Source organism: Pseudoxanthomonas mexicana (assembly GCF_001556105.1).
GTDB classification, from domain to species: domain Bacteria; phylum Pseudomonadota; class Gammaproteobacteria; order Xanthomonadales; family Xanthomonadaceae; genus Pseudoxanthomonas_A; species Pseudoxanthomonas_A mexicana_A.
Map to the genome: position 1 here is coordinate 13,759 of NZ_LSIF01000038.1, position 26,434 is coordinate 40,192.

The window sequence follows — 26,434 nt, forward strand, 5'->3', positions numbered from 1 at the left end:
CCGCGGTGGGCAGGCGTAGCCTGTTTCCCCGTCGTCTCAGTGCTTGAGCCGCGGGTTCTCCAGGATTGCCCGCCATGCTCACCATTCCCGTATCACGTCGCACTCTCCCGCCCCCGCCGACCCTGCTCGGGCCGGTGTCGACGTTCACCCAGCGGTCTCTGCCAGTTCTGGCCACCCTGGCCGCGTGCGGCTTTCCCAGTCCCGCAGAAGACTTCTTCCGCGAAGACGACAGGCTCGACCTCAACGAACGGCTGATCGCCAATCCGCCTGCCACCTTCCTCATGCGTGCCGACTGCGGCGGCTCGATGGTCGATTACGGCATCCAGGACGGCGACCTGCTCATTGTCGATCGCTCGATCAACCCTCGACCTGGCCATACGGTGGTGGTGCTGTGGGAGGGCGGGTTCGTGTGCAAGAAGCTGTACATCCAGGGCAACCGGATCGTGCTGGCGTCCAGCGCCGGCTACAAGCCAATCCTCGTACCTGAGGATGTTGAACTCGATGTCTGGGGCGTGGTGCGCAGCAATGTCCACTTCCATGTCTGAGAAAACGCCTTCCGAGCCCCCTCGCTTTGGCCTCATCGACGGGAACACGTTCTATGTGTCCTGCGAGCGCGTCTGGGATCCGACGCTTCGGGGCGTACCCACGGTCGTGTTGGGCAATGGGGACGGGTGCTGCATCGCGTTGTCTCCGGAAGCCAAGGCACTGGGCTTGAAGATTGGCACCCCCATCTTCCAGGTACCCAGCAACATCCGAAAGCAGGTCCAAGTCAGGTCCGCCAACTTCGCGCTGTACGGCGACATGTCCGCCCGCATCGTCTCCATCCTGCGCGACCTGTTCCCGCGTGTGGAGGTCTACTCCATCGACGAAAACTTCGTGGATGTCGAGGGCATCAAGGACCCGGAAGCGCTGTGCCTGGAAGCGCGCGAACGGATCCTGCAGTGGGTGGGCATTCCGTGCTGCGTGGGGTTGGGGGCGACGCGCACGCTGGCCAAGGCCGGCAACAAACTGGCTAAGAACCAGTCCAAGCGCGCCGTCCGCGCGGGCCGTCTCGCCGTGTTCCATGCCACGCCTCAGAACATCCACCTGCTACCGGTGGAGGATGTGTGGGGCGTGGGTTCTCGGTTCGCCAGGCGCCTGGGCCAGGAAGGCGTCCACACGGCGGCGGATCTAGCCGCGTTGCCTGCCGACCATGTTCGCTCGCGCTATGGAGTGGTGTTGGCACGTACCCAGACGGAACTGCGCGGCATCGCATGTGGCGACTTGGAGCTGGAAGAGCCCGACCGCAAGCAGATTGTCGTGTCCCGAATGTTCGGTCGCGATGTCGCCGACCCCATGGATGCCTTGGCCACGTTCGCCACCGTGGCCTGCGAGAAGATGCGCGGACGCGACTTGGCAGCGGGAGCGCTGTGGGTCTGGCTAGACGGCAATCCGCACAAGGGCGACGGCTTCCATATGTCGCGTGCTGTTCCACTGCCCTTCCCCACGCGGGATACGGGCGAGGTACTGCGCGCCGTTCGCTTCCTGGCCAAGTCCATGATGAAGCGTGGCCAGCACTACAAGCGCGGCGGCGTGGGCCTGTCGGATCTGGTGCGATCTGAGCAACGCCAGGCAGATCTGTTCTTCGGCCCGGACTCGAAACGCGAGAAGGGCATGGATGTCCTGGACAAGATCAATGCGAAATACGGACGCGGCACCGTTGGCGTGGGCACCACTGGCTGGCGAGTGGGTGGCGCTCGCCCAGGGGAGCAGCGAGGCGTGGCTGACGAAGCGCGGTGGCGCCCTACATTGAAGGCGCTATCGCCGGCCTACACCACCCGATGGAGCGAGCTATTGCGAGTGCGCTAGCGCGAAACACGCACAGCACCACGCCGAGACGTGCGCCACTTCCAGAAGTTGTCGCACACCCGGAACGAGAAGTAGATGGTGATGAGCTGCAGGGTCATCAGGCCCATGGTGTAGATGCTGCCGAACAGCGTGAACAGCACCCAGAACACGGTAGCTGCTTTTAGCCACCCTCGCCCCATGAGGATGGCGATGAACATGCTGATAAAGATCATCAGCTGGAACCCCAGTACCGCGATCGTCATGACTCCCCCTAGAACATGCTTCCCTGAGATGCCGGCTTATCCATTGAAGCCGTATCGGGCGATCACCCAAGAGCTTGAGCGATCCGAATACCAGCCTGCGCCGTCGTGTTGGTGAAGTCTACTGCGCCATTCGGAGCGGCCATGAAGTGCTTGGCAGCGAAACGGATACGCATGGCTTCGTCCCAGGCAAGGTCATTGAGGGTGAGTGTGTCCTTGGTCTCGCGCACGAGATACAAGTGCTCAACCCCTTCACTTTCCACGACGATGGCCCAGTCCGGCGAATACTCGCCGACTGGAGTTCTCACGCGGAACCGTCGCGGCAGCTTGGTGAACAGTTTGACCGTGCCTCGACTGTTCTCCAGTAGCTCCGCAAACGACTTCTCGACCAGGCTGTCGTAATCAACATGGTCGTACAGGTTGAACCCGTCATTTGGCGACTGGGCTACACCAGTCGGCGGCGCGGGCTTCCCTGGCTCCGCCAGCAGCTTGTTCTTGGTTTCGCTCTCAACGAATACGACGTTTGCATCCCACCAACTTGCCTCGTCAACCGGCACGTACTTGATGTTCTCGATCATCTGCTCGATTACGACCATGCGAATGACCTGGGCAACAGTTCGCGACCAAGTCTCAGGGTCGTGGATCGCGCCCATCTGCAGGGCTGTCGGGATGCCTCCCAGGATTGCGACCACGGTCGGTCGCGTGAGCTGGAGAGGGAACTTGCCGTGTTGGAGTTGGTCTTCGACCAGTTGAACGACATTAGGAAGCCGTTGCCCTTCGAGGACGATACGCTCGCCCGCACTCTGGTTTACGGTTTCGTCGGTCGTGATGACCTTACCCGCGTCGTCGTAGATCAGGTCCGCGCTCTGGATCAGGTTGGCCCGTCGCTGAATGAAGCGCAGGTTCTCCAGGTGCTCGTGGCCGGCCACTTTCAGGGCAAGTTCGCTCTCATCGACGCGGTCGATGCGATAGACCGCGCGGTAGCGAATGCGGTTCCAAAGTGCCTCGAACTCAGGGCTTTCGATCTTGTCCTGCCGCAGCTTTATGGTGACCTTGTGATCCTCGTTCTCGACGTCCGGCCTGTCGCTGCTGGATCCGTACTCGGCGTTGAGGCCATCCCTGAACTCACTGAAGCTCTCGTCCACGACCAGGGTGAGGCGATTGATCGCCTCGTCCTGAAGCCGGTTGCCGTGCTCATCCACCGGCAAGCGCAGGCCGCGACCAATCTGCTGGCGTCGTTCGGTATCGGATCGGGTGTGACGCAGGAAGCCGATCTGAAAGACGTTCGGGTTGTCCCAGCCTTCCCGCAAGGCCGAGTGCGAGAAAATGAAGGCACGCGGATTGCTCAGCTCCAGGAGCTTCGCCTTGTTGGCAATGATCTCGTCATACGCGCGTGCCTCGAAGCTCTCTTCGTTGGCCCTGCCGCTCGTGTCCTTGTACTGGCCTGCCTTTGTGGACGGGAAGTAATGAACGCGAAGGGATGCAGGGTCGGGCATGGTGTTCGCCGGTCGACCCGCCCGTGTCCATTCTTCCTGGAAGATGGTGTCGAACATTGCAGGCAGCACCGCGTCATTGCCAACGTAGTCGGCAACGCGCTCAACGAAGAACAACGAGAGCACCTTCACGCCAAGGCCGCGACGCTCGATGTCAGCTTGCTTCTGCAGGTGAGCGCGGATCGTGTGCCGGACCTGGTCGCGCCATAGCGACAGCCCATCAACGCCCAGTGTCTCGCCCACGGTGATGCTCACGCCGTTGTCGAAGTCTAGGCGCCGCTCTGTACGGCTCATCTGGTCGATCGTGTAGCCCTGATACTGGGCCAGTCCGTCACTTTCTGCCGCCAGGTCGGCTCCTGGTCCTAGGACGACGGTCTTGCGGTCGCCACTCGCGGTATCGACCACAAGCTCCGCCAGCCAGTGTGTCGTCCCCCGCACCCTCCTGGAGGAGATGCCCTTCAGATGGAGGTAGGGCTGGCCCGTTTCGCCCGCCACTACTCCCTTCACGCTAACGCGCTTGACCAGGCCCAGTTCAGCGGCCCGCTTGGCGGTCAGGCGATGAACCATGTTGAATGGCTCGCGGTGCGTAGCGCTGTAACGCAGCGCTACGAGCGGATTGAGCGTGGTGATGGTCTTGCGCCGCTTGGGCGTGGCCATGTTCTGCGGCTCGTCGATCATCACCACGGGCCGCAGCTTGGAGAGCTGATCCATACCGGTGGCGCCGACATTCCACAGGTTGGCCTGCTCGGCTTCGGCGTACAGGGTGTTGGTCGCTGGCTTATCCAGCGAGCTGATGCCGGCGATCAGGAACTGGATCTTCGATGAAGGGTCAGCGAAGTCCGCCACAGCCTGTGTTTCGCCAAGTACGCGCCACTGGTAGTCCAGGTGCGGGTACTTGGCTCGGAAGTGATCACGGGTCTGTTCGAAGGTCTGGACCACACCCGCGCGGATTGCAACGGAGTGGACCAGGATGACGAACTTGCGCAGACCGTAAGCTTCCGCCAGCCGTAGGGCAGTGGCGATGTACACATAAGTCTTGCCGGTGCCCGTTTCCATCTCCACCGAGAAGTTCGGGAACGCGCGGGCCTGATCGAGGAGGTCTGTTTCCTCCATCTGGATCAGCGTGTCCTGTGCCGCAACGGCCTCGCGCTCGGTCACCTTCAGCAGGTTCTGCGCAAGCGCGCCCTCGTTGAGCTGGAAGCCTGCATGTCCCTGCGCCCCAGGATCATGCCCGGCGACGGTAGGGGGTGGAAACAGCGCCCCTTCGAAAAGGTCGACGACTGCTTCGGTGGCTTGGGCCTGGTGGGGCTGGTCATCAAATCGAAACTTCACGCGCCATCCTCTCCAGCATGATCAGCTTCGAGCGCAGGCGCGGTGCCAACGTCAGGGTGAGGGCGTCATCCACCTGGTCGCCCCGCAGGATCAGGGTGTCGTCACCGGTCTCGCGCAAGCCGATGGCTTCAGCTGCGGCCATGGTGAACCGGTCCAGGCAGACCAGAAGTCGCTGGTCCTCGGCATTCTTGAACTCGTAGATCGTGGCGCCATCGACTTCATAGGTGGCCAGTGTCGCGGTCAACGCGGCATCGCTGGCCTTCAGCGCGACCTCCCACGCTAGGGCAGCAGTGTCGGCGCCTTCCTTGACCGGTGGCTTGGCTGCTTCTGCCAACATCATCGCCAGCTGCGCGCCTTCGGTCTCCCCAGCCTTGGCCACGACGGGAGCCTCGATGGCCAGGCCGGTTTCGCGTGTTCGGAAGACACGAAAGCCAAGCTCATCGCCCAGCTGTGCGGCGGCGCGGCGCAGGCGCTCGGCGGTGATCTCGAAGATCGTGCCATAGCCAGCAGCGACGGCGTTCCTGCCTGTTTCGGTAGTGCTGTCGGGCGTTTCCGGACGTTGCACGAGTACCCAGTGCCTGGTCTTCTCATCGCGTGGGTTCTGCTCCCATACGGCATGGCCGGTGGAGCCGGAGCCGGCAAAGAAGTCCAGCACTAGATCACCATCGCCGGTGATGGCGTGGACTAGTCGAGCCAGCACATCCGTGCTTTTCGGGTCGTCGAAAACATCTGCGCCCATCAATGTATTGAGCGCAGACGAGGCACCGCTTCGGTCTCGATAGAACGTTGATGCTGGCGCCCATCGCTCCTGCTCATGAAGATATTTTTTGATGCGGATGCGAGTTGCTCGACCGCTGGGATAGATCAGTCGGCCCTCTCGATCAAGCTGCTCCATCCTGGCGAGTTCATAGCGCCAGCCGTTTTCCGGAGGCGGATGGCCATTGAAGTCGTAGATCAGGTTTTCGCGGTAGTTAGGGCTCGAGCTGTTGTCAGAAGTCCAAACGCCACCGTCGTCTATGCGGTCATAGTGCGAGTGCTGTTTGGCCGGATTGCCTTCAGGCAACTCCTCATACCAGGCTCGAAGCTCAACCTTTGCTGCTTCAAAATCGTTGCCGTGCTTCTGCAGCAGTTCTGCCTCTTTGGCATAAACTGGCTCCAGCCCAGTCTTGCGTTCACGCCAGCGGACATCCAGGTTCTTCAGCTGTTTGCGATTTTTGGCGTAGATCAAGACGTAATCTTGTCCGCCCGCAGTAAGTTTGGCGTCGCCTTTACGGCCCCCTTGCCACGTCATCATGTCAACGAAGTTCTCTGCGCCGAACACGGCATCGAGCAGTAGGCGGAGGTGGTGGACTTCATTGTTGTCGATGCTGGCCAGGAATACGCCGTCCTTCCGCAACAAGTGCCGCGCCGCTACCAGTCGCGGAAACATCATGGTCAACCAGGGCGCGTGCTTGCGGCCCTTGGTTTCCTTCTTGCTGGTCGTCGCGCCCTGTTCGTCGGCCTGACCCGTGTCCCGGAGGTAGTCGGCCTCCTTGGCTGCGAAGTCATCGTTATAGGTGAAGGTGTCGCCAGTGTTGTACGGCGGGTCGATATAGATCAGCTTGAACGCGCCGGTATAGCCGTTCTTGAGCAGCTTCAGGACCTGAAGGTTGTCGCCTTCGATGAGTACGTCCTTGGCGGTGTCCCAGTTGACGGAGGCCGCAGGGTCCGGCACCAGGGTGGTCGTTGTCGGTGCACGGGCATCCTGGCGGGCCTGCTCGATGCCTGGCCAGGTGAAGGCGAATGCGGGCAAGGACGCGTCATCCAGGTCCAGCGCCGCCAGCAGGGCCGGCTTGTCCAGCTCGCCATCCAGGAACGCGCTCGGCAAGAGTTCGCGAAGCTGCGCCAGCAGGGTCGCTTTGGCGTCTTCCGTGGTGGCCGGCACCTGTCCTGCCGTCGGTTCTGGTTCGCTCATGGGTCTAAGTTATTGATCTTGAAGGAGGGTGTCCGACGTGAGCGCGTTTTGCTCTACATGGGTAAGACAGCAGGTTAGCCGTTGGTTACACGGCACCGCCACCCCGAGAGACATTTCGGTTGCCTATGCCGTGTCAAGAAGTCTGCTGCCACCCAGTCTCACGCGACGAGGCGGGGATCGATGAACTGACGAAACCTATCTACTTGGGTGTTTACAGGTCATTTAGACCGTTTGCGCCAGAACTGTCCAAGCGAGCAGAAGTCGCGATAGCCGCCAACTGCGCTCGGCGTTTCTCCGAACGATCGAGCAAGTACAGCCGAACCTGCTCGTCGTACAAGTCCTGGGCGCGGAGATCCAGTACATCGGCGGTCTCGATGTCGCCCAGTACACGAGCCACCTGAGCCCAGAAGCGATCTGTGCGGTAGTTCATCACGACAGCCTTTCGCCGCCGCGCACCGCCCACGATGACAGGGGGTGATGGGATCTGGGGGGCCTTGGACGGAGGAGTCCGGATCCTGGCCATGTCCGGGATGGATACCTCCCAGATGCCGTTGTTCTTTTCAGCCTTCGGCAAGTCGCCGCTTCGCATGCGCTCGCGCACGGTGTCGGGGTGCTGATTCAACACCCGGGCCACCTCTTCCACCTTCAAGTGTGTCTTGCCGGGGTACTGCAAGATCAACAGTTCCAGTGTTTCCTCGTACGTCATCTGGTCGACGCCATCCTGTCCAGGGCTTCGCTGATGCGATCGGCGCCGTCGACCTCAACGACCCGACCACCTCCATCGTACTCGGGGAGCAACTCATGCTCCCAGGTGGCGTGGTAAGGCATGTACACGCCCCACCCGCCCAGCTCGACGACGGGCGCGATGTCGGACTTCATGGAGTTGCCCACCATGGCGAACGCTTCGGGTTGGACCTCGAACTCCTGCAGCAACCTGCGATAGGTGCCCACGTCCTTCTCGGAGACGATCTCGATGCGCTGGAACGCGGTCAAGCCGCACTGTGCCACCTTGCGCTCTTGGTGAAAGAGATCCCCCTTGGTGATCAGGACAACCCGATAGCGTCGTGAGACGTCTTCGACGGCTTGGGCGATACCAGGCAGCAACTCGACGGGGTGGACCAGCAGATCCTTGCCCATGTCCATGATGGCGCGGATGTCGCGGGACTCGATGCGGCCTCCGGTCAGATCAATGGCTGCTTCCACCATCGACAGGATCATGCCCTTCACGCCATAGCCGTACTGAGCCAGGTTGCCGCGCTCGGTAGCCAGCAATATCGCGCGCAGCCCGGCTACGTCCAAATCGATGTAGCGGGCAATGATCGCCTCGAAATCGAGCTGCGCCTGGTCGTAGAACTCCTGGCTGCGCCACAGGGTGTCGTCCCCATCGAACCCGACCATCTGGATCATGCTGCCTCCATAATCGGGGCAAAATCGGGGCAAGAATGGGCCATATCAGGCCGTACATGACCACATGAGCGGCGTCTGGATCGGCGCCATTTTCCGCCGTAATCCTTGTATTTCAATGCTTTACCCCCATTGAACACCCCCACAGCAGACCGCATCTTTTGTTCCTGATGGAACAGGTCGCCCTTGGTGATGAGCACGATCTCGTGGTCGGCAGCAATCTGCTTGACCGCATCACGGATGCCGGGCAGCAGCTCCACCGGATGCTGCAGGGTAGCGCGTCCGATCTCGATCACCCGGTGCAGGTCGCGCGCGCTGATGCGCTCGTCGGTCACCTGGATTGCGGTTTCCAGCATCGACAGCGTCATGCCCTTCACGCCGTAGCCGAAGATCTTCAGGTTGCGCCGCTCGACGTCCAGCAGATGCTGGTGCGTGCGTGCGTCGGCAAGATCCACATAGGCGCCCAGGATGCTTTCGAAGTCCGCTTCCGCCTGTCGGTAGTAGTCCTCGCTCTTCCAGAGCGTGTCGTCCCCGTCGAAACCAACCCATCGGATGCGCGCCATTGGAACCCTTGCCTTCTGCCTGCACGAAGGCCGCGAAGCATAACAGTCGTTCCGACGGCGCATGAAAAACGGCCACCCCCTTACAGGGTGACCGTCGTGTGGCTGGCGAGCGCGGACGGGTCCTCGATCAACCGCCCGAGCTGTGGGGCGGTGCCGTGCCATCGGCGGGCGGTGGCGTGGTTTCCGGTGCGTTCGGGTTGGCCGGTGGCGGCAGCGTTGAATCGGTGGGCGGTGCCGACGGATCCGTCGGCGAAGGTGCCGGCGGTGTCATGTTGTCGGTCGGTGGCGCGGTCTCCACCGGTTCGGGCGCGCTCGGCGGCGGCGTGTCTTCCGGCTTCGGTCCGCATCCCGTCATCAGGGCCGCACTGGCCAAGGCAAGTCCGAGGCTCAGCGACAGCGGAGAGTTGGATAACTTCTTCATGGTTTTTCTCCTTGCATCGTGGGGTCGACGCGGGCGTCAGGGCGTGCCCGGCGCGTACGCCGCATATTCATCGGGGCTCAGGCGACCATCGGCATCCTTGTCCAGCGTGCCGAAGACCTGCGCCAGGGGAGGATCGACCGCCGCCTCATCCTTGCTGATGGCGCCATCCGCATTCTGATCGAGCTCCTCGAAGGGACGCGGCGTGGCCGTGGTGGTCGACGTCGGCACCTGCCGCGATTCGTGGACGCCACGGTCGCTCGTTTCCTGGGAATGGGCCAGCGGTACCGACAAGGCGAGGATCGCCGCGGATAACACGAGGCTTGCCGACTGCATGCGTGCCATGGATTCCTCCCGGTCTGGATGATGCGGACGACGCCTGCCTGCAACGACGATCCGGCATGAAGAAGGGCGGCACGACAGGCCGCCCTTCCAGCGGGATCACACCGTCACGTGGGGGCGCAGCGTCGATCCCGTGCGACGGTCCAGCTTACTTCTGCTGGTCGCCGTAGTTCTTGCTCACGAACGCCTTGTACTCGTCGGCGGTGAGCGAACCATCGGCATTGGCGTCAGCCTGGTCGAACACCTGGCTCAGGCCCGGGTTCGCGGCGGCTTCTTCCTTGCTGATGTTGCCGTCGCCGTTGGTGTCGACATCGGCCCAACCCTGCTTGGCCTGCGTGGCGGCAGCGTCGGTGCTCTGGGTGGGCGTGGTCGCCGAACCTGTCGCAGCCTGCTCGGTGTGGGCCTGCGCTGCGTCTTCCGCCTTTTCCTGGGCGAATGCCAGCGGCATGGCCAGCGCGGCGCTCAGGGCGACCAGGGCAATCAGCGGCTTGCGGTTGTTATTCGTCATGTCAGTGCTCCGTTCTGTGGGAGTGCGTCCGATTGCGCACGGCCCCACCTTGCCGCCCTGCGTCTGAACGAAATTTGCCGCACGACATGAACGTGCACGCCTGCTTAACCAACCGGCATCGTGCATCGGCTAAACCGGTGTTAGCCAACCGTGAGCGCTTTGTCAGCGCCATGTGGAATGCGTGACGTCGCACCGGCTTTGACGTTACGCATCCGTTTTTTCGTTGCCGTTGGTCGCTGTCGGCTGGTCGATTTTTTTACTGAACCATTGCCAACCCAGCACGACGCCGGTCAATGCACCGGCGATTTCCAGCACCACGCGAGACCCCAGACCATCGGGATCGTGGATGCCTTTCAGTGCGATGCGTGCGTAAAGCGGCGACTCGAGCCGCGCAATGCCGAGGTAGAACATGTTCCAGACATCGATACCCGCGCCTATCACGACTGCCGAGACGCAGGCCCAGCCGATGGCATGACCCATCGACCAACGCATCCTGCCGCTCAGCCAGTTCCAGAACAGGAAACACAGCATGCCCACGAGGAGCGCAATCAATCCCGCTTCCAGGGCGCCGAGCACGCCGTAGTGGAGCGGCAGGTTCATCGATCCCTGCCCGCAGGGCAGAAAGGAGCAGGAGCGGCGTCGCAGTGCATGCAGGAATCCCGTGTCATCGGGCCGCGCCCGTCGCGAAAGGGTAACCGATGCCGCCCACCGCGCCGCGACAGGACTGGCAAGATGGCAGCTCCGGTCCCGACCAGGAGGCATCCCATGACGCGTCTACTGCTGGCCGGTGCCACCGGCCTCGTCGGCGAGGCGACGCTGCAGCGTGCGCTCGCATCGCCGCGCGTCCGGCAGGTCGTCGCACCGACGCGGCGACCGCTGGCGCCGCACCCCAAGCTGCTCAATCCGGTCGTGGACTTCGATGCCTTGCCTGCCGATGCCGTCTGGTGGCGGGCGGATGCCGTGGCATGCGCGTTGGGCACCACGATCCGCGATGCCGGCTCACAGGACGCTTTCCGCCGCGTGGACCACGACTATCCGCTCGCGATCGCGCACCATGCACATGCGCACGGCGCGACGACGTTCGCACTGGTATCGGCGATGGGCGCGGACGCACGTTCGCGCATCTTCTATTCGCGCACGAAGGGCGAAGTGGAAGATGCCTTGACCGGCATTGGCTTCGCATCGCTCAGTCTGTTGCGCCCGGGGCTGTTGGGCGGAGAGCGAAAGCAGCATCGACGTGGGGAAGGCCTGGCGCTGCGCGTGATGGCGGTGCTGGATACGGTGCTGCCGGCACGTTATCGCGTCGTGCCGGCGGAACGGGTTGCCGACGCACTGCTGCAGGCGGCGCTGGATGCACCACCGGGCCGACACGTGATCCCCTCCGAGCAGCTGCTCGGCTGACGCCGACTCAAGCGCCGGGATCGTCGGCCGGTACCCGCACGCGGTCAGTAGCCGTGCCGATCCCGCATCAACGCTTCATGGCCGTCTCCTTGCGCCGACGCTGGACGGTCGGACCACACTGACACGCACGGGGCAACAACGGACGTCGGCGACCGAGCATCGCCGCACTCCCTCGCTGGCTACAGCGCCGGCCGCTCCGGCGCCTGCTTCCGCCCCAACGCACGCAGGTAAAGCTCGTAGAGCGCGGTGACCTTGGAGACGTATTCCTGCGTTTCCGCGTAGGGCGGCACGCCGCCGTAGCGCGTCACCGTACCGATGCCGGCGTTGTAGGCGGCGGCGACCAGGGTCATGTCGCCCTTGTAGCGCTTCATCAACAAGCGCAGGTGGCGGGCGCCGGCGTTGATCGACTCGGTGGACGAGAACGGATCCGCCACGCCGTACTCCTTGGCCACGTCCGGCATCAGCTGCATCACGCCCATCGCCCCCTTGGGCGACAGCGCCTTGGCGTCGAAGTCGCTTTCCGCGTGCGCCACCGCGCGCAGCCAGGCATCGTCCACCCCGGTCTGGCGTGCGGCGGCCCTGAACTCGGAGGGGAAGCGGTCCAGCCGCGGCTTGCCGACACGTCCCAGCCCTGGATGGGCCGGTTCGCCCGGCGGCGTCTGCACGGTGAACTTCAGATAGGGAACGGAACCCGGCAGGTTGCGGGTGGAATAGACCTTCTGCCCGTCCTGGTCGCGCTCGTACAGGGTGCCGCTGAAGACGCCCATCGAGCCCCACAGGTTGGGCGTACTGACGGCGTTGTCGTCGATCTCCTTGGCCGTGCACTTGGAACCCGGCTCCGGCGCCGTGGCCAGGCTGACCGTCCCACCCTGCACGCAGCGATACACCGTGCGCGCCCCCGCCTCAGCGCTGGCAAGGGCCAGCACCATCAGCAGCAGGCTGGCGGCGGATCGATGGAGGGGCATGGGCGGCGGATTCTAGGCCCGGACCGTGAAGTTCAACCTGAACCGCGCGGCCGATGCCGACAGTCGGCCAGTGCGCCGATGGTCCTGCTGCGCCGCAGCAGCCAACCGCGTAAAATGCCGGCCCTCAATCACCGTACCCCCTCGGAGCATTCAATGGGCCTGGATCTGGTCAGCGCCGGCAAGAACCCGCCGGACGAAATCAACGTCATCATCGAGATCCCCAAGGACGCCGAGCCGGTGAAGTACGAGGTGGACAAGGCCAGCGGTGCGATCTTCGTCGACCGCATCCTCTCCACCCCCATGCGCTACCCCTGCAACTACGGCTACGTCCCGCACACGCTATGCGGCGACGGCGACCCGGCCGACGTGCTGGTCGTGCTGCCGCTGCCGCTGATCCCCGGTTCGGTGATCCGCTGCCGCCCGGTCGGCGTGCTGCGCATGAGCGACGAAGCCGGCAGCGACGAAAAGCTGCTGGCCGTGCCGGTCGACAAGGTGTTCGCCGGCTACAGCCATATCAGCGATATCGACCAGGTCAGCCCGCACTGGCTGGAGCGCATCGGCCACTTCTTCGAGCACTACAAGGACCTGGAGAAGGGCAAGTGGGTCAAGCTCGACGGCTGGGGCAACGCCGCCGAAGCCAAGGCCGTGCTGCTCGACGCCATCGCGCGCCAGGCCGCCCAGCCGGACGACGAGAAGCACAAGTTCTGAGCCTCGGCGCGTCACCGCGCTCGTGGACGAGAAGGCCGCCTTGCGCGGCCTTCTTTTTTGCTGATCCAGCATCGTGAGGCGCATGAAACACCACGGCCCCTTTCGGGGCCGTGGCAGGTAACGACAGTGCGTGATCCGTGGATCAGAAGCGCTGCTTGTACTGCATGTACATGAAACGGCCAATGTCGAAGCCGCCGTAATACGAGAACTGCGAGTTCGGCGCCGAATACGCCGGTGCGGCGTAGCGGTCGAACACGTTGTTCGCACCCACGGAGATGACGGCGTTCCAGGGCGCGTTCCAGCGGATCTGCAGGTCGTGGAACGTGTTGGAACCCATGCGGTTCATCTCGTAGTTCTTGGTCGGATCCCCGGACACGTAATCCGGCTCGGAGCAACGATCGGCGTAGTAGCAACGCTCCTTGGTGCCGGAGTAATAACGCATGTTCCAGCCGATGCCGAAGCTGCCCATCGTCCAGTTGGTGCTCAGGTTCGAACGGACACGGAAGTACGCACCGAAGCCGTTCTCGATGTTGACCGGCAGGTTGGCATCGTTGGTGGTCTTCAGCTCGTACCTGGACACGTACGTGGTCTGCCAGTTGAAGTCGAAGCGGCCGAAGCCGTCCGTCTCCCAGCGGTACGTGGCTTCCATGTCGTAGCCCTCGGTGTCGAGGTAACCGGCATTGCGGCTGCCGTAGGACAGGGCATTGACATAACCGCGACCAGCATCGCGCGTGAAGGTGCCGCAGCGCTCGGCGATGCCGAGGATGTAGCAGTCGTTGAGCTGGTCGGTCGGGGTATCGTCAATGATGGTGTTCTCCACCTTGACCGCCCACCAGTCGAGCGCGATGTTCAGGCCTTGCGCGAAGCCCGGGCTCCAGACCACGCCCAGCGTCTTGGAGGTGGACGTTTCCGGCGTCAGTTTCGGGTTGGAGCCGGCGGTGAACGGCACCGGGCTCTGCTCGTCCGGACCTTCCGCCACCACGAAGCCCTGCTTCAGCTGGCGGTAGGTGGCGGCGTTGGCGATGTCCTGCGAGCAGCGCGCCAGCGTGGCGGCATTGGTGGCCGCATCACCGAACAGGGTGTCGCACGGATCGGTGAAGTATTCGAACGACTGCGAGCTACCGCCATAGAGGTCGGCGATCGTCGGCGCACGGAACCCTTCAGACCACGTACCACGCACCAGCAGCGACTCCATCGGCTTCCACTTGAAGCCGAACTTGCTGTTCAGCGTGTCGCCGAACGTGTTGTAGTTGGAGTAGCGCGTCGCCACGTTGAAGCTCAGTTCCTGCGCACCCGGCAGATTGGACAGCACCGGGATGTTGAACTCGGCGTAGACCTCGTTGACATCGTAGCCACCGCCGGTGGGGCCGGCAGCCAGGTCGGTGGAGTCGCCAGTCTGCGCCAGTGCATCGGGTTGGAACGAACCCTTTTCCTTGCGGTATTCATAGCCCAGCGCGAAGCCCAGGTCGCCGGCCGGCAGCTCAAGCACCGAACCGGAGATGTTGGCGAAATAGCTGGTGGTCTCCACTTCGCCCGTGGCATGCGAGGTGGGGAACAGGAACGCGGCCAGGTCCGCATTGCCGGTCAGGCCACCGTCGCCGGTGCGGCCGTAGGGGATGAAGGGATTCCAAGGCGTGCAGGCGCCGGGACCCGCGCCGTAGGCCGGGTTGGTGCCCGCAGCAAGGCCCGCGGCAGAGCCGCATTCCACGCGGCCGGTGGTGGCGTTGTAGAAGGACTCACCCGTGGCCTGCTTGACAGCGGAGATACGGAAGTTGCCGGTCTGGCGCTGGACCAGCTCGGCATTGTTGTACAGATAGCCCGCATCCCAGTCGAAGTAGCGTTCGCCGATCTGGAAGCTGCCTTCCAGCGCGCCGGTGAAGCGGTACGTGGTCAGCTGGTTGTTGGAAACGCGCGGCACTTCCCAGCCACGCCGGTTGAAGCCGACCTCCTGGCCTGCACCCGGGTTCCATTGATTGCCCAGCGGATTGAAATAGCTGTCGGCCGACATGGTGATGCCGTAGGCCCCGGACTGCAGCGGGTAGCCCGCCACCTGCGCCTGGCTTTCGCGCCGGGAGTACAGCATGTCGGTGTTGAAACGGATGTTGTCGGTGATGTCGAAGATGCCGTTGACGAACACCGAACGGCGTTCGGTCGGGGTCACCAGGTGCATCTGTTCGTTGGAGTTGCTGACATCACCGGTGACGGGCGTCAGGTCCTGCTCGTGGAAGTTGCCGAAGGCGTAGGGATTGGCGCCGCGATCCAGCGAATAGAAGATCGGGTTGCCGTCGGCATCGACGTCGCCGTTGCTCAGCGAACCCCACTGGCCGACGGGGGTCCAGCCCTGGGTCGGATTGCGGTTGGTACGCGAACTGGAGGAATACCAGCGGTCTTTCGCCCACACGCCTTCTTCCTTGGAGTACTCGACACCCAGGGTCAACGAGCCGCGATCGCCCGAGAAGCCCATGATGAAATCGTAGGTTTCCTTCTGGCCGTCGCCCTTGTTGTACTGGCCGACGTACGCGTTCGCTTCTGCGCCTTCGAAGTTCTTGCGGGTGATGATGTTCACCACGCCCGCCATCGCGTCGGAGCCGTAGATCGACGAAGCGCCGTCCTTCAGCACTTCGATGCGCTCGACCATCACGGCCGGGATCTGCGAGATGTCCTGCCAGCCGCTGACGCTGGCACCCAGGCGCTTGCCGTTCACCAGCACCAGCGTGCGCGTGGTGCCCAGGTTGCGCATGTCGATGTAGGCGCCACCGACCATTTCGCCCGAGGACAGGGGTTCCGAACGGCTGATGGCCGGAGAACCGGCAGCGGTGACGTTCTGCAGGATGTCGACAACGGACTTGAAGCCCTGCTTCTCGATGTCGTCGCGGCTGATCGTCAGCACGGGCTGCTGGGTCTCGGTGTCGACGGTGCGGATGCGCGAGCCGGTCACTTCCAGGCGATCCAGGGTGGTCGTGCTGGTGGCCTCCGTGGCCTCCTGCGCGCTGGCGAACGCCGGGATCAATGCGATGGCGATACCGGCCGGCAGCATGCCGACCCGCATCGCGCGACGCGAATTGCGGTGGTTCATTCAATCTCTCCTCAGAGGAACGTGTTGCGTTATGGGCGTGTTAAAACGCCTTGCAAACTTACGTTCCAGTCTTCACCGCCGCTTTGCGGGCGACGGCCGATGACTTTGCCGAGTCTGTCCTCGACGTCACGGAGGAGGCGCGGTACCGGCTGGCCGACGTGCCGAAGCGCGCACGGAACGCCCTCGCGAAACTGCAGCAATTGTCGAAACCGGAGGCGGCGGCGACTTCGCCCACCATCATCGAAGTGCTGCGCAGCAGTTCCGCCGCATGTTCGAGTCGCATGCGCGCGGCCGCCGCCTGCGGACTTTCGTCGTACAGGCTGTAGAACGTGCGCGAGAAGTACCAGCTGGAGAAGCTGGTCAGTTCGGCCAGCTCGCTGATCCGCACCACGCGATCGCAGTTGCCCTCGAGATACAGGCGCGCGCGCTGCAGGCGTCCGAACACTTGCCGCTTGCGGCTACGCGAACGTCCCGGGCAGCGCGGGATGTAGTCGGAGAATTCCTGCTGGATGGCGCCCAGGTGCAGAAGCAACGGCCGCAGCGCGGACATCTCCTCGCCCTGTTGTGGTGTGCGTGACGCCGCGCGCCAGAGACGCAGCAGCGTCAGCGCATCGCGATGGCCCAGGCGACCGCGACCCGCATACAGCGGGCTGTCGGCGAAACGCGCCATGCCACGCAGTGCCTCCGCGCTCAACGCGACGCCCACGCACAAGGCGTAGCGATCACTCTGCACCAGCGGTTTGGAATCGCGCTCGAGTGCGATCCAATGGCCACGGCGCAGGCGGAACCGCCCCTCCTTGGCCTCCACCCACGAGGCGCCCCGCAGCTGCATCCATACGGTGAACACGTCGCCGCTTGCCTGCGCGGCACCGAGCCGGGAAACCGCCACGCAACCGCTGGGATCCTGGCCGTCCACCGCTTCGACCCGGACGACGTGTCCGCGGTCGGCCCACACCATGTGCTCCATCGGTCCATCCACTTTGCTGATCAATGGCAGTTGATGTGCCCGAAACCACTCGCGCGGACAGGAAATTCGCGGGAGAACGCGCCGAAATCTTCGTGATCGCGCTTCCGATGAAGTTACGAAAGCAGATTCGCTCCGGGAAACAACGATTTACCAGAAGCCGCCGACGCCGGCCGGGGGCGCTTCGCCCAGCGACATGAAGCCGATGTCCGAGCCGTCGTTGATCGCCATCGAGACGTAGGTCACACGATCACGCGCATGTGCGCTGAACCCGTTGATGGTGGCGAGGTGGGTCCGCTCGAGGCAACGGGGCGATGGATGGGAGCGACCGGCACCGATGTGTCGCAGGCTGACATAGCAGCCCGGCAGTTGTTCCAGGTACTCGATCTGACCGTCCTCGGTCACGGTCCAGGTACGGTAGCGCTGGCTCGCCGGACGGTTGCCATCCACCTGGCGGACGCTGCCGGCTGCCAGCGAAAGATCGGCCTGCCACAGGCCATCACGACCCAGCCGGGTGAACAGGATGCGCCCCTGCACGCCGTCCGGCCGCGCGAACGACACGCCATCGATGGCCGCGACGCGACGCCACGGCGTCTGGCTGCGGTCGAAGACCACCAGTTGCTGCCCGTTCCCTCGCCCGGCCACGACCATGATGCGCGAAGGATCGGGCAGATACGCCGCGAACAGCAGGTCTTCTTCCGGCACCGGAACCGGCAGCATCTGCAGCTGGCCGCTGCCCGGCTCGAGTTCGTGGAGACCGTAGTGCCCTTTGGTATCGGTTCCCACGACGAGCAACCGCGTACTGTCCCGAGACCACGCGGGCAGATGCCGCGACTCAGGATGGAAGCCCTCGATCACGCGAAGCGAACCCGCGCGCGACATGTCGGCCCACCACAGTGCGTAGTCGCCGGACCGGTCTGAGGTGAACATGATGTGCCGGCCATCCGGCGCGACCGAGGGCAAGGTATCGCGACCCGTCGATGCGAACAGCCGCTCCGGCACGGCCTCCTGCCCATCCGGCAGGGGCTCGTTGCTGATCCGGTACAGGCCGAACTGCGGCTTGCGCTGCACGAAAGCGAGCAGCGCGGCACGCGACGCGATCGCAGGCGCCTGTGCGTCCTCGATGCCCAGGTCGGTGATCGTGCGACCGTCCAGCGCCAGTCGGTACAGCCGCGTGTGATTGTCGACCCGGCGACCGAACACGATCGCCTTGCCGTCCGGCGTCCAGTCCCAGCCGCGCAGTTCTGCGCGCTGATGGGTCAGCCGCTCCGCAGTGCCTCCTGTCGCGGGGACACGCCACAGGTCCCCCAGTGGCGTGTTGCGGACGAACACGATCCAGCGGCCATCGGGCGAATAGCGTGGTGCCGTGTCGACGTCCTGCGCGTTGGCGCCGTAATCCAGCGCGCGCCAGCGACCGGTGCCCAGGTCCAGCAGATGCAGGCCCGGCTCTCCCCCTCCCGCGAGCGGGCTGCTGAACACCAGGCCGTCACCCTCCGGCATCCAGTCGAAGGTCGGTCGGTTGTGCGGATCGCAAGCCCCCAGCATCCGCGGTTCTCCACCACTGGCCGGCACCGCCATGATGCGGCAGTCCTGGCCAGGAAAACGGCGCAGGAACGCGATCTCGCGGCCGTTGGGCGACCACTCCGGGTTGCTGTCCCACGCGCCCGCCGGTGGCGTCGTCAGCGTGCGCGGCTGTGCGGGCTCGGTGGTCTGTACCAGGATGGCAGTGCCCGCCAGCTCTTCCGTCTGGCTGGACAGATACGCCACCTGCGAGCCATCCGGCGACAGCGACGGCGACATCTCGAAACCAGGCGCGGACGTGATCAGCCGATACGCCTTCGGTGCCGGCACCAGGGTCTGCGCCTTGTCATGGTCCGCAACGGCAGGTGATACCCGCCCGACTTTCCAGGCGATGGCGCCAGCGCCCGCCAGCGCCACGATGCCGAGACCAACGCCCCACGCCCATCGGCGGAACAGACGGCCGTCTAGCGGCAGACGCTTCGGCACGGGAGCTGCGACATCGACATCCGTCGCAGGTGCGCGCGGTACCGCATCGTCGGCCCCCGCTTCGCCGACCGATGCCACGGGCTCCCCTTGTGGCGGGCCGACACCCGGCAACCGTTCGACTTCGACCAGCAGGCGATAACCGCTCTTGGCGATCGTCTCGATATAGCGCGGACCATCGCCGCCCTCGCCAAACGCCTTGCGCAGCTGGGTGATGGCCTGCGTGACCACGTCGTTCGTGGGCAGCGTATCGGGCCACACCGTCGACAGCAGCGTATCGCGCGTTACCACGCGGCCAGCATGCTCCGCCAGCACGCGCAACACGCCCATCGACTTCGGCGTGATGCGCATGGCCCGGCGCGCACCCGGCGCGCGGACTTCGCGCAACGGAATGTCGACAAGGCATTCGCCTACCTTCAGACGGTCAGCGGGCAACGGGGAGGGAGTGTCGATAGATCGTGGCATGTGCGGCGGATGCTGCGCCGGCGCCCAGCTTTCGTCATGTGCCTGAATACCTACCGCAGACCGAATCAGGGAATCGGACAAATTCGGCAAAGTGCAGGGGCAGCATGGGGAAAGCGCACCGTCGCGGTGCATTTTACAGTGATGGCCATGCTCGCCCTGAATGGGAGCATCACAGGCAAACTCTCTCTCCGCCGACGTCCTACTACACAAGCTCCAACATTCGCGCCGCAAGGCGCGAATTTTTTATGTGCCGCGGGCGCTCATTCGGATTTGCGCGCGGGCAGCTTGAGGATCGTCAGTCCGATCAGCCGCGAGACCACCACGGCGATGTACATCACGCCGGCGAACTGCTCCAGCATCACCAGTGCGCGGGCCTGCGGCAGGATCGGCACCACGTCGCTGAGGCCGACGCCGGACAGCAGGCTGAAGCTCAGGAACAACAGTTCCATCCAGCTGCGCGGCGATTGCGGGTCGACCGCCGCGGTGAAGCTGCCGGGGTACCACTGCTGGCAGACCGAAAAGGAAAACGCGAACGCCCATGCCAGCAGGGTGAACGTAGCCCCGGCGGCGAACAGTTCATCGCTGCTGACCGAATGGTCCTGCAGCATGTAGGCGATCAGGCTGCCCGCCGTATAGAAGTACAGACCGCTTTCCAGCACGTGCGCATAGATGCCGAGCGAAGGCTGGTCGAACAGCGCCGACGACACCGACAGCAGCACCGACGGCACTGCCAGCGACCACGCGATCCAGTTCACCGCCGTGCCGCGGTTGACCACCCACAACGCCAGCGCCAGCACGAGAATGCCGAACGCACCGAACAGCGCGCGCCCCGCCTGCGTGTCTTCCATCACCGGGTACAGGAGGATGCCGGCCAGCTGCACGATCAGCAGGAACGCGCAGGGATGCCGCCGCGCCGTCACCATCCAGCGCAATCGGGCCCAGGTGGTCATGCGCATCTCATTTGAAGTGGTGGACCAGCGCGTAATACGCCACGTAGATCCACGACAGCAGGCCGTGGATCACCGCCCACAACAACGACTTGTTCGCGCTCCACGAAATGGTGATGGCCAGCGCCGTGCCGAAGCCGATGCCCGCCTTCGCGATGCCGCTGCCAGCGCCGGTTCCTTTCACTTCGCCACCGGCACCGGCGCGCCGGCACCGGCGCGATAGGGATAGCGCAGGAAGATGTCGGCGACTGCGGCATCGATCTTCGCACCCCGTTCTTCGGGTGTCGTCCGGCCAACGCGACCGACCGCCACGCCGGTCCAGACCAGGCGGTTCTGCTTGGCGTCCACCAGGTCCACGTTCAACGTGCCCTCGGTGTACTTGTAGACGTCGGTGCGGTCGCGCCAGTGGGGCACCGACACGTAGCGATGGGCGCGGTAGCTGTAGTAGTAGTCGTAGTCGACGTCCGGCGTACTGACCACGTCGGTCTTCTCCTGCATGTAGGCGTTGAGGTTCACCCACAGGTCCGGCGCCTTCTCGTCGTACACGTAGCCGCGCGACTCCATCTGCCTGCGCGCGGCCTCCTTGGTGCGGCCGCTGGTCAGCGTGGCGTAGCCCTGCCCCTCGATCACCAGCGGCGAATAGAAGGCGAAGCTGCGGTACTGGCCGAAGTTGGCGGACGGATCCACATCGCTGGTGACGCGCGGGCCGGTGGCACAGGCCGCCAGCAGGAGGACAGCGGCGGCGGCCATCCAGCGGCCGGCATTGCGGGCGAAACGGGCCATGATCGTGCTCCTGTCGGGACACCGCCATCATGGCGGACGTCCCGTGAACTGTACGGCAGCAGGCCCGGAACGGATGCGACCGCCCCTGCCCGGTCAGCCCTGACGATACACCTGCGCGCCCTGGGCCAGGAATTCCGCCGACTTCTCCGCCATGCCGGCCTCCAGCGCCGCCTGCTCCTCGACACCGTGTTCGGCCGCGTAGTCGCGCACGTCCTGGGTGATCTTCATCGAACAGAAATGCGGCCCGCACATGGAGCAGAAATGCGCCAGCTTGTGCGCGTCCTTGGGCAGCGTCTCGTCGTGGAACTCCTTCGCCTTCTCCGGATCCAGGCCCAGGTGGAACTGGTCCTCCCAGCGGAATTCGAAGCGCGCCTTGCTCAGCGCGTTGTCGCGCACCTGCGCACCGGGATGGCCCTTGGCGAGATCCGCGGCGTGCGCGGCGATCTTGTACGCCATGATGCCGTCGCGCACATCCTGGCGGTTCGGCAGGCCCAGGTGCTCCTTCGGCGTCACGTAGCAGAGCATCGCCGTGCCGAACCAGCCGATCATCGCCGCGCCGATCGCGCTGGTGATGTGGTCGTAGCCCGGCGCGATGTCGGTGGTCAGCGGACCCAGCGTGTAGAACGGCGCCTCGCCGCACTCGCGCAGCTGCTTGTCCATGTTCTCCTTGATCAGCTGCATCGGCACGTGGCCGGGGCCTTCGATCATGCACTGAACGTCGTGCTTCCACGCGATCTTGGTCAGCTCGCCCAACGCTTCCAGTTCGCCGAACTGCGCCGCGTCGTTGGCGTCGGCGATGCAGCCCGGACGCAGGCCATCACCCAGCGAGAAGGCCACGTCGTAGGCCTTCATGATCTCGCAGATGTCCTCGAAGTGCGTGTAGAGGAAGTTCTCCTTGTGATGCGCCAGGCACCACTTGGCCATGATCGAACCGCCGCGCGAGACGATGCCGGTCACGCGCTTCGCCGTCAGCGGCACGTGGCGCAGCAGCACACCGGCATGGATGGTGAAGTAGTCCACGCCCTGCTCGGCCTGTTCGATCAGCGTGTCGCGGAAGATCTCCCACGTCAGCGCCTCGGCGCGGCCGTCGACCTTCTCCAGCGCCTGGTAGATCGGGACGGTACCGATCGGAACCGGCGAGTTGCGGATGATCCACTCCCGCGTCTCATGGATGTGCTTGCCGGTGGACAGGTCCATCACCGTGTCGCCGCCCCAGCGGATCGACCACACCAGCTTCTCCACTTCCTCGGCGATGCCCGACGACACCGCGCTGTTGCCGATGTTGGCGTTGATCTTGGTCAGGAAGTTGCGGCCGATGATCATCGGCTCGCTTTCGGGATGGTTGATGTTGTTGGGCAAGATGGCGCGACCGCGCGCGATCTCGTCGCGCACGAACTCCGGCGTGATGAACGTCTGGATGCTTGCACCGAAGCTCTCGCCCGGGTGCTGCGCCAGCAGGTGCGCCTCGCGCACCGCGTCCAGCCGCTGGTTCTCGCGGATGGCGACGTACTCCATCTCCGGCGTGATGATGCCGCGCCGGGCGTAGTGCATCTGGCTGACGTTGGCGCCGGCCTTCGCGCGACGCGGCAGCACGCGGTTGGGGAAGCGCACCGCGTCGAGCTTGGGATCGTGCTCGCGCCCTCTGCCGAAGGTTGAACTCAGTGCATCGAGTTGTTCGGTGTCGCCGCGCTCTTCGATCCATTTCGTGCGCAGTGCTGCAAGCCCCGATGCCAGGTCGATGTGCGCATCGGGATCGGTGTACGGGCCCGAGGGGTCGTAGACGGTGACCGGCGGATTCGATTCACCGCCGAAGATCGTCGGCGTCTGGGTCAGCGCGATCTCGCGCATCGGCACCCGCAGGTCCGGGCGTGATCCCTCGACGAAGATCTTGCGCGAGCCCGGGATCGGCCGGGTGACGGATTCGGAGAGCTGGCCGGTCTGCTGCAGCAGGTCGGTGGCGGGCTTGGGAATGGCATTCATCGGCTTCGTCCTTTTTGAATCCCCGCACATGGATGTGCGGGCTCTTGCGAGGGATTCGCATAACGGGACGCGAGGGATCGCGTCACGGGACGAAGCGGCGGCGCGGCGGCGGACGGATTGCGGGCCCTTGGCGGGCGGAACGGCAACACGGCGCATCCTGCGAAGCTTCCCTACGCCGGTCTCAACCGGATCAGGTTCGAAGGGTCTGTCTCAATCGCCGGCCAGGCCGGCGATACCCCCGCTTCGCCGCGAATTAGACCACAAACGCCGGGGCGGCGAGGTCACTCCAGCGTGTAGCCCACGCGGAAGCCACCCCAGTGCCGCTCGCCGACGAAGACCGGTACCGACAGGTCGAACATGATCTGGCCGGTGTCGCGCCGGTAGACCTGCAGGCGGTACGGATCGGTATGGGCACCCACGCTGCGGCCGACGCGGTCGGCGAAGATGCGCTTGGTGCGGTTGCCGACGAGGTCCTTCGCACGATCACCGGTCAACGGCTGGGTGAAGCGCAGGTTATGCGTGGGCACATAGCCATCCGGATTCGCGCAGATGGCGAACACGATCCACGGATGGCGCGCGGTCACGGGTTCCTGCAGTGGCGGCAACAGTTCATCGCAGAGCGCATCGAACGGCGTGGTGAACTTGGCGGGTTCGACGCCCGGTACCGGCGCGTAGTCGCGGGAGAACAGCGCCGCCTCATCGAGGCGCCCCTGCTGCACCGCTTCCTCCAGCGCATCGCCGATGCGCGAGGCGGCGGCCTGTGCAAGATCGCGCACGCGGGCATGGCGGCGGTGGCCCAGCGGATCGACCGGCAACCGGAACAGGCCTACGCAATCGCGCAGCGTGTCCGTGCCCTGCGCCAGCGCGGTGCCACGCGCGGCCACCTGGTCCGCGTGTTCAAGATTGCTGCGGCTGAGGGCGGCCACGCGATCGACGGCGGCATCGATCGCGATGACTTCCTGGTCCTGCGCGGAGACGCGCTCGACCACGGATTCCATCGCCTGGCTGGCGCGCGCCAGCAGGTCGCCAATGCCGCCCAGCACCTGCCCGGTGGCTTCGGCCGAGGCCGCGCTCTCGTTCAACGCACGACCGCTTTCGTCGAGGATCACGCGGACATCGCGTGCCGCGGTGGCAGCCTGTTCGGCCAGGCGACGGATCTCGGTGGCGACCACGGCGAACCCGCGCCCGGCCGGGCCCGCGCGCGCGGCCTCGATGCTGGCGTTGATCGACAGGATGTTGGTCTGGAACGCGACCGCGTCGATGACTTCGATGACTTCACCGGCGCGCGCGGAGCGACGCTCGACTTCGCGCATCGCATCGCCCAGCTGGCGTGCGGCCGCGACGCCCTGGCGTGCGCTGGCATCGGCGCTGGCGGCGACGGCGATGACCGCCTGCAGTTCTTCGCCTGCGCCCTTCAGGCCCTGCAGAAGACGACGGGTCGAATCCAGCACGGTATCCAGCGCACTCACCTGCGCCTGCGACTGGGTCAGCAGCTCATCGTTGTCGCCGACCAGGTGCGGCACTTCCGCGGCCACCTGCACCGACAGCGCCACCGCCTGGCGGATCGCCTCGGCCAGGTTGCCGAAACCGGCCGCGATCTGCCGCGACAGCGGGTGCGCGGCCTGCGTATCGGGCAAGGCCAGATCCAGGTCGCAGCCACCGAGCAGGCCGCCGATGCGCTCCAGCAGCGCGCGCTCGGTGGCGGCGTCGGCCAGGCGTTGCGCGACATCGCGCAGGGCCGGCGTGGTGATGGCGGGAATCTCTCCCTGCGCGAGGCGCATGGCGTCACGCAGCAGCGCGGCGGTCTCCGGATGCGGCAGCGACAGCAGCCAGCCTCCGCCATCGCGGTCGGCCTGGTAGCGGATGCGGCGGGCAGGATCGTTGCCGGGCGCGCACCAGCTGCCTTCTTCGTCGTTCAACACCTCGGCCGGCAAGCCCCACAGCTGCTCGCAGGGTTGGCCCAGCAACGCGTCGGGCGACACGGCCAGCAGATCCCAGGCTGCACGATTGGCGGCTACCACCCGGGCTGCCGCGTCCAGGCGCACCAGTCCCACCGGCGCGTCCGGCAGGACGCCCTCTCCGGCCACGCTGTCGGCCTGTCTGTCTTCGATCGCTGCCATGCCCCCTCCTCCGTCTATCGGTAGCGGCCGGAAGAGATGTGAGTTGAGAGGCCTGTTCAGGCGGGACCGGTGCTCAGTCCTGGGTTAATGCCACCTCGGACAGCTCTGCAGCGTCGGCAGGAACGAACATGGTGGCGTCGCCGAATTCGGGCCAGCCCACGCGCAGGGCGGTCATCACGCCCGGATCTTCCCGGTGCGCATCCAGCAGCCAGGCTGCCATGGCCTGGCACGGCACGTCGGTCGTCGCGCGGCACAACAACGGACCCGGCGGGATCGGATCGGAGCGCCACAGTTCACGGACACCGTCGGGACGCGATGCGTCGTAGACATCGCCCGCCAGCGCGGCCACATCGGCACGCCCCTCGACGACAGCCTGCAACGCGGCCGCGTGCGAACCCGAATAGATGACCGATGCGAATGCCTTGGCGGGATCCAGTGTCTGGCTGCGCAGATACCGCGCCGGCACGAAGCCGCCGGATGCGGAGTCGCCACCGACCAGCGCAAGCCGCAGCCTGCCGGCCTTCGCCTTCACCTCGGCGAACGATGCGACATCGCGCGCCACCAGCACCGCACGATAGCGATCCGCCTGCAACGCCGGCACCTGCGGTACCGGCAGCGTGGTGACCTGCGCGATGTCGCGCCGTGCCTGCAGGTAGCCATGCAGGTTGGGCACCGCGACATCGACCTGGCCCTCCCGCATCGCCTGCACCAGCGCCGTCGGCGACGGGAACAGCTTCACCTGCACCGGATGGCGACCGCGCTTTGCCAGGTAGTCGGCCAGCGGTTGGATCGCCGCGATGCGGTCACGCTCGGGGTACGCGTAGGTGGCGACGACCCACGGCGTCGGCGCGGTCTTCTCCGCGAAGACCGGCGATGCGAACGCGATCAACAGGCAGACGAACAGGGAGCGGGATGGCATC

At 64.9% G+C, this 26,434-nt stretch carries 23 protein-coding genes, 1 pseudogene and 1 riboswitch; of the genes and pseudogenes, 4 read left to right on the plus strand and 20 right to left on the minus strand.

Annotation, left to right across the window (positions count from 1 at the left end; genetic code table 11):
- Positions 1 to 74: 74 nt before the first annotated feature.
- Together AX730_RS06870 and AX730_RS06875 are read left to right on the plus strand one after the other, a co-directional pair.
- Positions 75 to 545: a LexA family protein gene (locus tag AX730_RS06870; protein WP_083537779.1), complete on the plus strand. Its 471-nt coding sequence runs from the start codon at positions 75 to 77 to the stop codon at positions 543 to 545.
- Positions 490 to 1,848: a Y-family DNA polymerase gene (locus AX730_RS06875; protein WP_232310196.1), complete on the plus strand. Its 1,359-nt coding sequence runs from the start codon at positions 490 to 492 to the stop codon at positions 1,846 to 1,848. The genes AX730_RS06870 and AX730_RS06875 overlap by 56 nt, the downstream gene beginning before the upstream one ends.
- Here the strand turns inward: AX730_RS06875 and AX730_RS06880 are convergent.
- The 10 genes and pseudogenes from AX730_RS06880 to AX730_RS06925 form a co-directional block, all read right to left on the minus strand.
- A complete protein-coding gene (locus AX730_RS06880) occupies positions 1,845 to 2,090 on the minus strand; it encodes a hypothetical protein (RefSeq protein ID WP_062353909.1) in 246 nt (81 codons plus the stop codon). The two genes, AX730_RS06875 and AX730_RS06880, sit on opposite strands and share 4 nt — an antisense overlap.
- A gap of 62 nt (positions 2,091 to 2,152) precedes the next feature.
- Positions 2,153 to 4,912: a restriction endonuclease gene (locus AX730_RS06885; protein WP_062353911.1), complete on the minus strand. Its 2,760-nt coding sequence runs from the start codon at positions 4,910 to 4,912 to the stop codon at positions 2,153 to 2,155.
- Positions 4,896 to 6,866, minus strand: coding sequence for a site-specific DNA-methyltransferase (locus tag AX730_RS06890; RefSeq protein ID WP_083537780.1), 1,971 nt, complete (start codon positions 6,864 to 6,866; stop codon positions 4,896 to 4,898). The genes AX730_RS06885 and AX730_RS06890 overlap by 17 nt, the downstream gene beginning before the upstream one ends.
- A 211-nt stretch (positions 6,867 to 7,077) precedes the next feature.
- Entirely contained in the window at positions 7,078 to 7,572 is a 495-nt protein-coding gene (locus AX730_RS06895) for a MerR family transcriptional regulator (RefSeq protein WP_062353914.1), read from the minus strand.
- Complete coding sequence (locus AX730_RS06900) at positions 7,569 to 8,273, minus strand: HAD family hydrolase (RefSeq protein WP_062353917.1); 705 nt, start codon at positions 8,271 to 8,273, stop codon at positions 7,569 to 7,571. Before AX730_RS06900 ends, AX730_RS06895 begins: the two co-directional genes overlap by 4 nt.
- 143 nt (positions 8,274 to 8,416) lie before the next feature.
- Positions 8,417 to 8,833: pseudogene (locus AX730_RS06905) on the minus strand (HAD family hydrolase); the annotation flags it as partial.
- 127 nt (positions 8,834 to 8,960) lie between these two features.
- Positions 8,961 to 9,254 carry a hypothetical protein gene (locus tag AX730_RS06910; protein WP_062353920.1) on the minus strand — a complete coding sequence of 98 codons (294 nt, stop codon included), beginning with the start codon at positions 9,252 to 9,254 and terminating at the stop codon, positions 8,961 to 8,963.
- Positions 9,255 to 9,290: 36 nt separating this feature from the next.
- Positions 9,291 to 9,596: an EF-hand domain-containing protein gene (locus AX730_RS06915; protein ID WP_062353923.1), complete on the minus strand. Its 306-nt coding sequence runs from the start codon at positions 9,594 to 9,596 to the stop codon at positions 9,291 to 9,293.
- A gap of 145 nt (positions 9,597 to 9,741) precedes the next feature.
- Positions 9,742 to 10,101, minus strand: coding sequence for an EF-hand domain-containing protein (locus AX730_RS06920; RefSeq protein WP_062353925.1), 360 nt, complete (start codon positions 10,099 to 10,101; stop codon positions 9,742 to 9,744).
- A gap of 204 nt (positions 10,102 to 10,305) precedes the next feature.
- Complete coding sequence (locus tag AX730_RS06925) at positions 10,306 to 10,701, minus strand: hypothetical protein (protein ID WP_062353928.1); 396 nt, start codon at positions 10,699 to 10,701, stop codon at positions 10,306 to 10,308.
- Between the two features lie 165 nt (positions 10,702 to 10,866).
- Between AX730_RS06925 and AX730_RS06930 the strand changes: the two genes are divergently transcribed.
- Positions 10,867 to 11,502 (plus strand): Rossmann-fold NAD(P)-binding domain-containing protein, encoded by a 636-nt coding sequence (locus tag AX730_RS06930; protein WP_062353931.1) that lies wholly within the window; start codon positions 10,867 to 10,869, stop codon positions 11,500 to 11,502.
- Positions 11,503 to 11,681: 179 nt separating this feature from the next.
- Here AX730_RS06930 and AX730_RS06935 read toward each other — a convergent pair whose 3' ends face one another.
- The gene (locus AX730_RS06935) at positions 11,682 to 12,467 is read right to left on the minus strand and encodes a lytic transglycosylase domain-containing protein (RefSeq protein ID WP_062353934.1); all 786 of its coding nucleotides are present in this window, start codon (positions 12,465 to 12,467) and stop codon (positions 11,682 to 11,684) included.
- A 153-nt stretch (positions 12,468 to 12,620) separates the two neighbouring features.
- Between AX730_RS06935 and ppa the strand changes: the two genes are divergently transcribed.
- On the plus strand, positions 12,621 to 13,175 hold the full coding sequence (gene ppa / locus AX730_RS06940; protein ID WP_062353937.1) for an inorganic diphosphatase: 555 nt from the start codon (positions 12,621 to 12,623) through the stop codon (positions 13,173 to 13,175).
- Positions 13,176 to 13,317: 142 nt separating this feature from the next.
- Here the strand turns inward: ppa and AX730_RS06945 are convergent, their stop codons facing one another.
- The 9 genes from AX730_RS06945 to AX730_RS06980 form a co-directional block, all read right to left on the minus strand.
- Entirely contained in the window at positions 13,318 to 16,251 is a 2,934-nt protein-coding gene (locus AX730_RS06945; RefSeq protein WP_062353939.1) for a TonB-dependent receptor domain-containing protein, read from the minus strand.
- Between the two features lie 58 nt (positions 16,252 to 16,309).
- A complete protein-coding gene (locus AX730_RS06950) occupies positions 16,310 to 17,218 on the minus strand; it encodes a helix-turn-helix domain-containing protein (protein ID WP_062353942.1) in 909 nt (302 codons plus the stop codon).
- Between the two features lie 147 nt (positions 17,219 to 17,365).
- Positions 17,366 to 19,654, minus strand: a complete 2,289-nt coding sequence (locus AX730_RS06955; RefSeq protein WP_232310197.1) for a winged helix-turn-helix domain-containing protein — start codon at positions 19,652 to 19,654, stop codon at positions 17,366 to 17,368.
- A 290-nt stretch (positions 19,655 to 19,944) separates the two neighbouring features.
- Entirely contained in the window at positions 19,945 to 20,634 is a 690-nt protein-coding gene (locus AX730_RS06960; RefSeq protein ID WP_062354002.1) for an ion channel, read from the minus strand.
- A 7-nt stretch (positions 20,635 to 20,641) separates the two neighbouring features.
- Positions 20,642 to 20,815: a hypothetical protein gene (locus AX730_RS19115; protein ID WP_198147065.1), complete on the minus strand. Its 174-nt coding sequence runs from the start codon at positions 20,813 to 20,815 to the stop codon at positions 20,642 to 20,644.
- On the minus strand, positions 20,812 to 21,414 hold the full coding sequence (locus AX730_RS06965; protein WP_062353948.1) for a DUF4136 domain-containing protein: 603 nt from the start codon (positions 21,412 to 21,414) through the stop codon (positions 20,812 to 20,814). The genes AX730_RS19115 and AX730_RS06965 overlap by 4 nt, the downstream gene beginning before the upstream one ends.
- A 93-nt stretch (positions 21,415 to 21,507) precedes the next feature.
- On the minus strand, positions 21,508 to 23,394 hold the full coding sequence (thiC, locus tag AX730_RS06970) for a phosphomethylpyrimidine synthase ThiC (protein WP_062353951.1): 1,887 nt from the start codon (positions 23,392 to 23,394) through the stop codon (positions 21,508 to 21,510).
- A 149-nt stretch (positions 23,395 to 23,543) separates the two neighbouring features.
- Positions 23,544 to 23,644: riboswitch (TPP riboswitch) on the minus strand.
- A 31-nt stretch (positions 23,645 to 23,675) separates the two neighbouring features.
- The gene (locus AX730_RS06975; RefSeq protein WP_062353954.1) at positions 23,676 to 25,514 is read right to left on the minus strand and encodes a methyl-accepting chemotaxis protein; all 1,839 of its coding nucleotides are present in this window, start codon (positions 25,512 to 25,514) and stop codon (positions 23,676 to 23,678) included.
- Positions 25,515 to 25,587: 73 nt separating this feature from the next.
- Entirely contained in the window at positions 25,588 to 26,433 is an 846-nt protein-coding gene (locus AX730_RS06980) for a phosphate/phosphite/phosphonate ABC transporter substrate-binding protein (RefSeq protein ID WP_062353957.1), read from the minus strand.
- Position 26,434 lies beyond the last annotated feature (1 nt).

Excerpts from the sequence above, each read along its gene's own strand:
- AX730_RS06870 (WP_083537779.1), top strand. The coding sequence starts at position 75 with ATGCTCACCATTCCCGTATCACGTCGCACTCTCCCGCCCCCGCCGACC.
- AX730_RS06875 (WP_232310196.1), top strand. The coding sequence starts at position 490 with ATGTTGAACTCGATGTCTGGGGCGTGGTGCGCAGCAATGTCCACTTCC.
- AX730_RS06880 (WP_062353909.1), bottom strand. The coding sequence starts at position 2,090 with ATGACGATCGCGGTACTGGGGTTCCAGCTGATGATCTTTATCAGCATG.
- AX730_RS06890 (WP_083537780.1), bottom strand. The coding sequence starts at position 6,866 with ATGAGCGAACCAGAACCGACGGCAGGACAGGTGCCGGCCACCACGGAA.
- AX730_RS06895 (WP_062353914.1), bottom strand. The coding sequence starts at position 7,572 with ATGACGTACGAGGAAACACTGGAACTGTTGATCTTGCAGTACCCCGGC.
- AX730_RS06900 (WP_062353917.1), bottom strand. The coding sequence starts at position 8,273 with ATGATCCAGATGGTCGGGTTCGATGGGGACGACACCCTGTGGCGCAGC.
- AX730_RS06910 (WP_062353920.1), bottom strand. The coding sequence starts at position 9,254 with ATGAAGAAGTTATCCAACTCTCCGCTGTCGCTGAGCCTCGGACTTGCC.
- AX730_RS06915 (WP_062353923.1), bottom strand. The coding sequence starts at position 9,596 with ATGGCACGCATGCAGTCGGCAAGCCTCGTGTTATCCGCGGCGATCCTC.
- AX730_RS06920 (WP_062353925.1), bottom strand. The coding sequence starts at position 10,101 with ATGACGAATAACAACCGCAAGCCGCTGATTGCCCTGGTCGCCCTGAGC.
- AX730_RS06925 (WP_062353928.1), bottom strand. The coding sequence starts at position 10,701 with ATGAACCTGCCGCTCCACTACGGCGTGCTCGGCGCCCTGGAAGCGGGA.
- AX730_RS06930 (WP_062353931.1), top strand. The coding sequence starts at position 10,867 with ATGACGCGTCTACTGCTGGCCGGTGCCACCGGCCTCGTCGGCGAGGCG.
- AX730_RS06935 (WP_062353934.1), bottom strand. The coding sequence starts at position 12,467 with ATGCCCCTCCATCGATCCGCCGCCAGCCTGCTGCTGATGGTGCTGGCC.
- ppa (WP_062353937.1), top strand. The coding sequence starts at position 12,621 with ATGGGCCTGGATCTGGTCAGCGCCGGCAAGAACCCGCCGGACGAAATC.
- AX730_RS06945 (WP_062353939.1), bottom strand. The coding sequence starts at position 16,251 with ATGAACCACCGCAATTCGCGTCGCGCGATGCGGGTCGGCATGCTGCCG.
- AX730_RS06950 (WP_062353942.1), bottom strand. The coding sequence starts at position 17,218 with ATGGAGCACATGGTGTGGGCCGACCGCGGACACGTCGTCCGGGTCGAA.
- AX730_RS06960 (WP_062354002.1), bottom strand. The coding sequence starts at position 20,634 with ATGACCACCTGGGCCCGATTGCGCTGGATGGTGACGGCGCGGCGGCAT.
- AX730_RS06965 (WP_062353948.1), bottom strand. The coding sequence starts at position 21,414 with ATGGCCCGTTTCGCCCGCAATGCCGGCCGCTGGATGGCCGCCGCCGCT.
- thiC (WP_062353951.1), bottom strand. The coding sequence starts at position 23,394 with ATGAATGCCATTCCCAAGCCCGCCACCGACCTGCTGCAGCAGACCGGC.
- AX730_RS06975 (WP_062353954.1), bottom strand. The coding sequence starts at position 25,514 with ATGGCAGCGATCGAAGACAGACAGGCCGACAGCGTGGCCGGAGAGGGC.
- AX730_RS06980 (WP_062353957.1), bottom strand. The coding sequence starts at position 26,433 with ATGCCATCCCGCTCCCTGTTCGTCTGCCTGTTGATCGCGTTCGCATCG.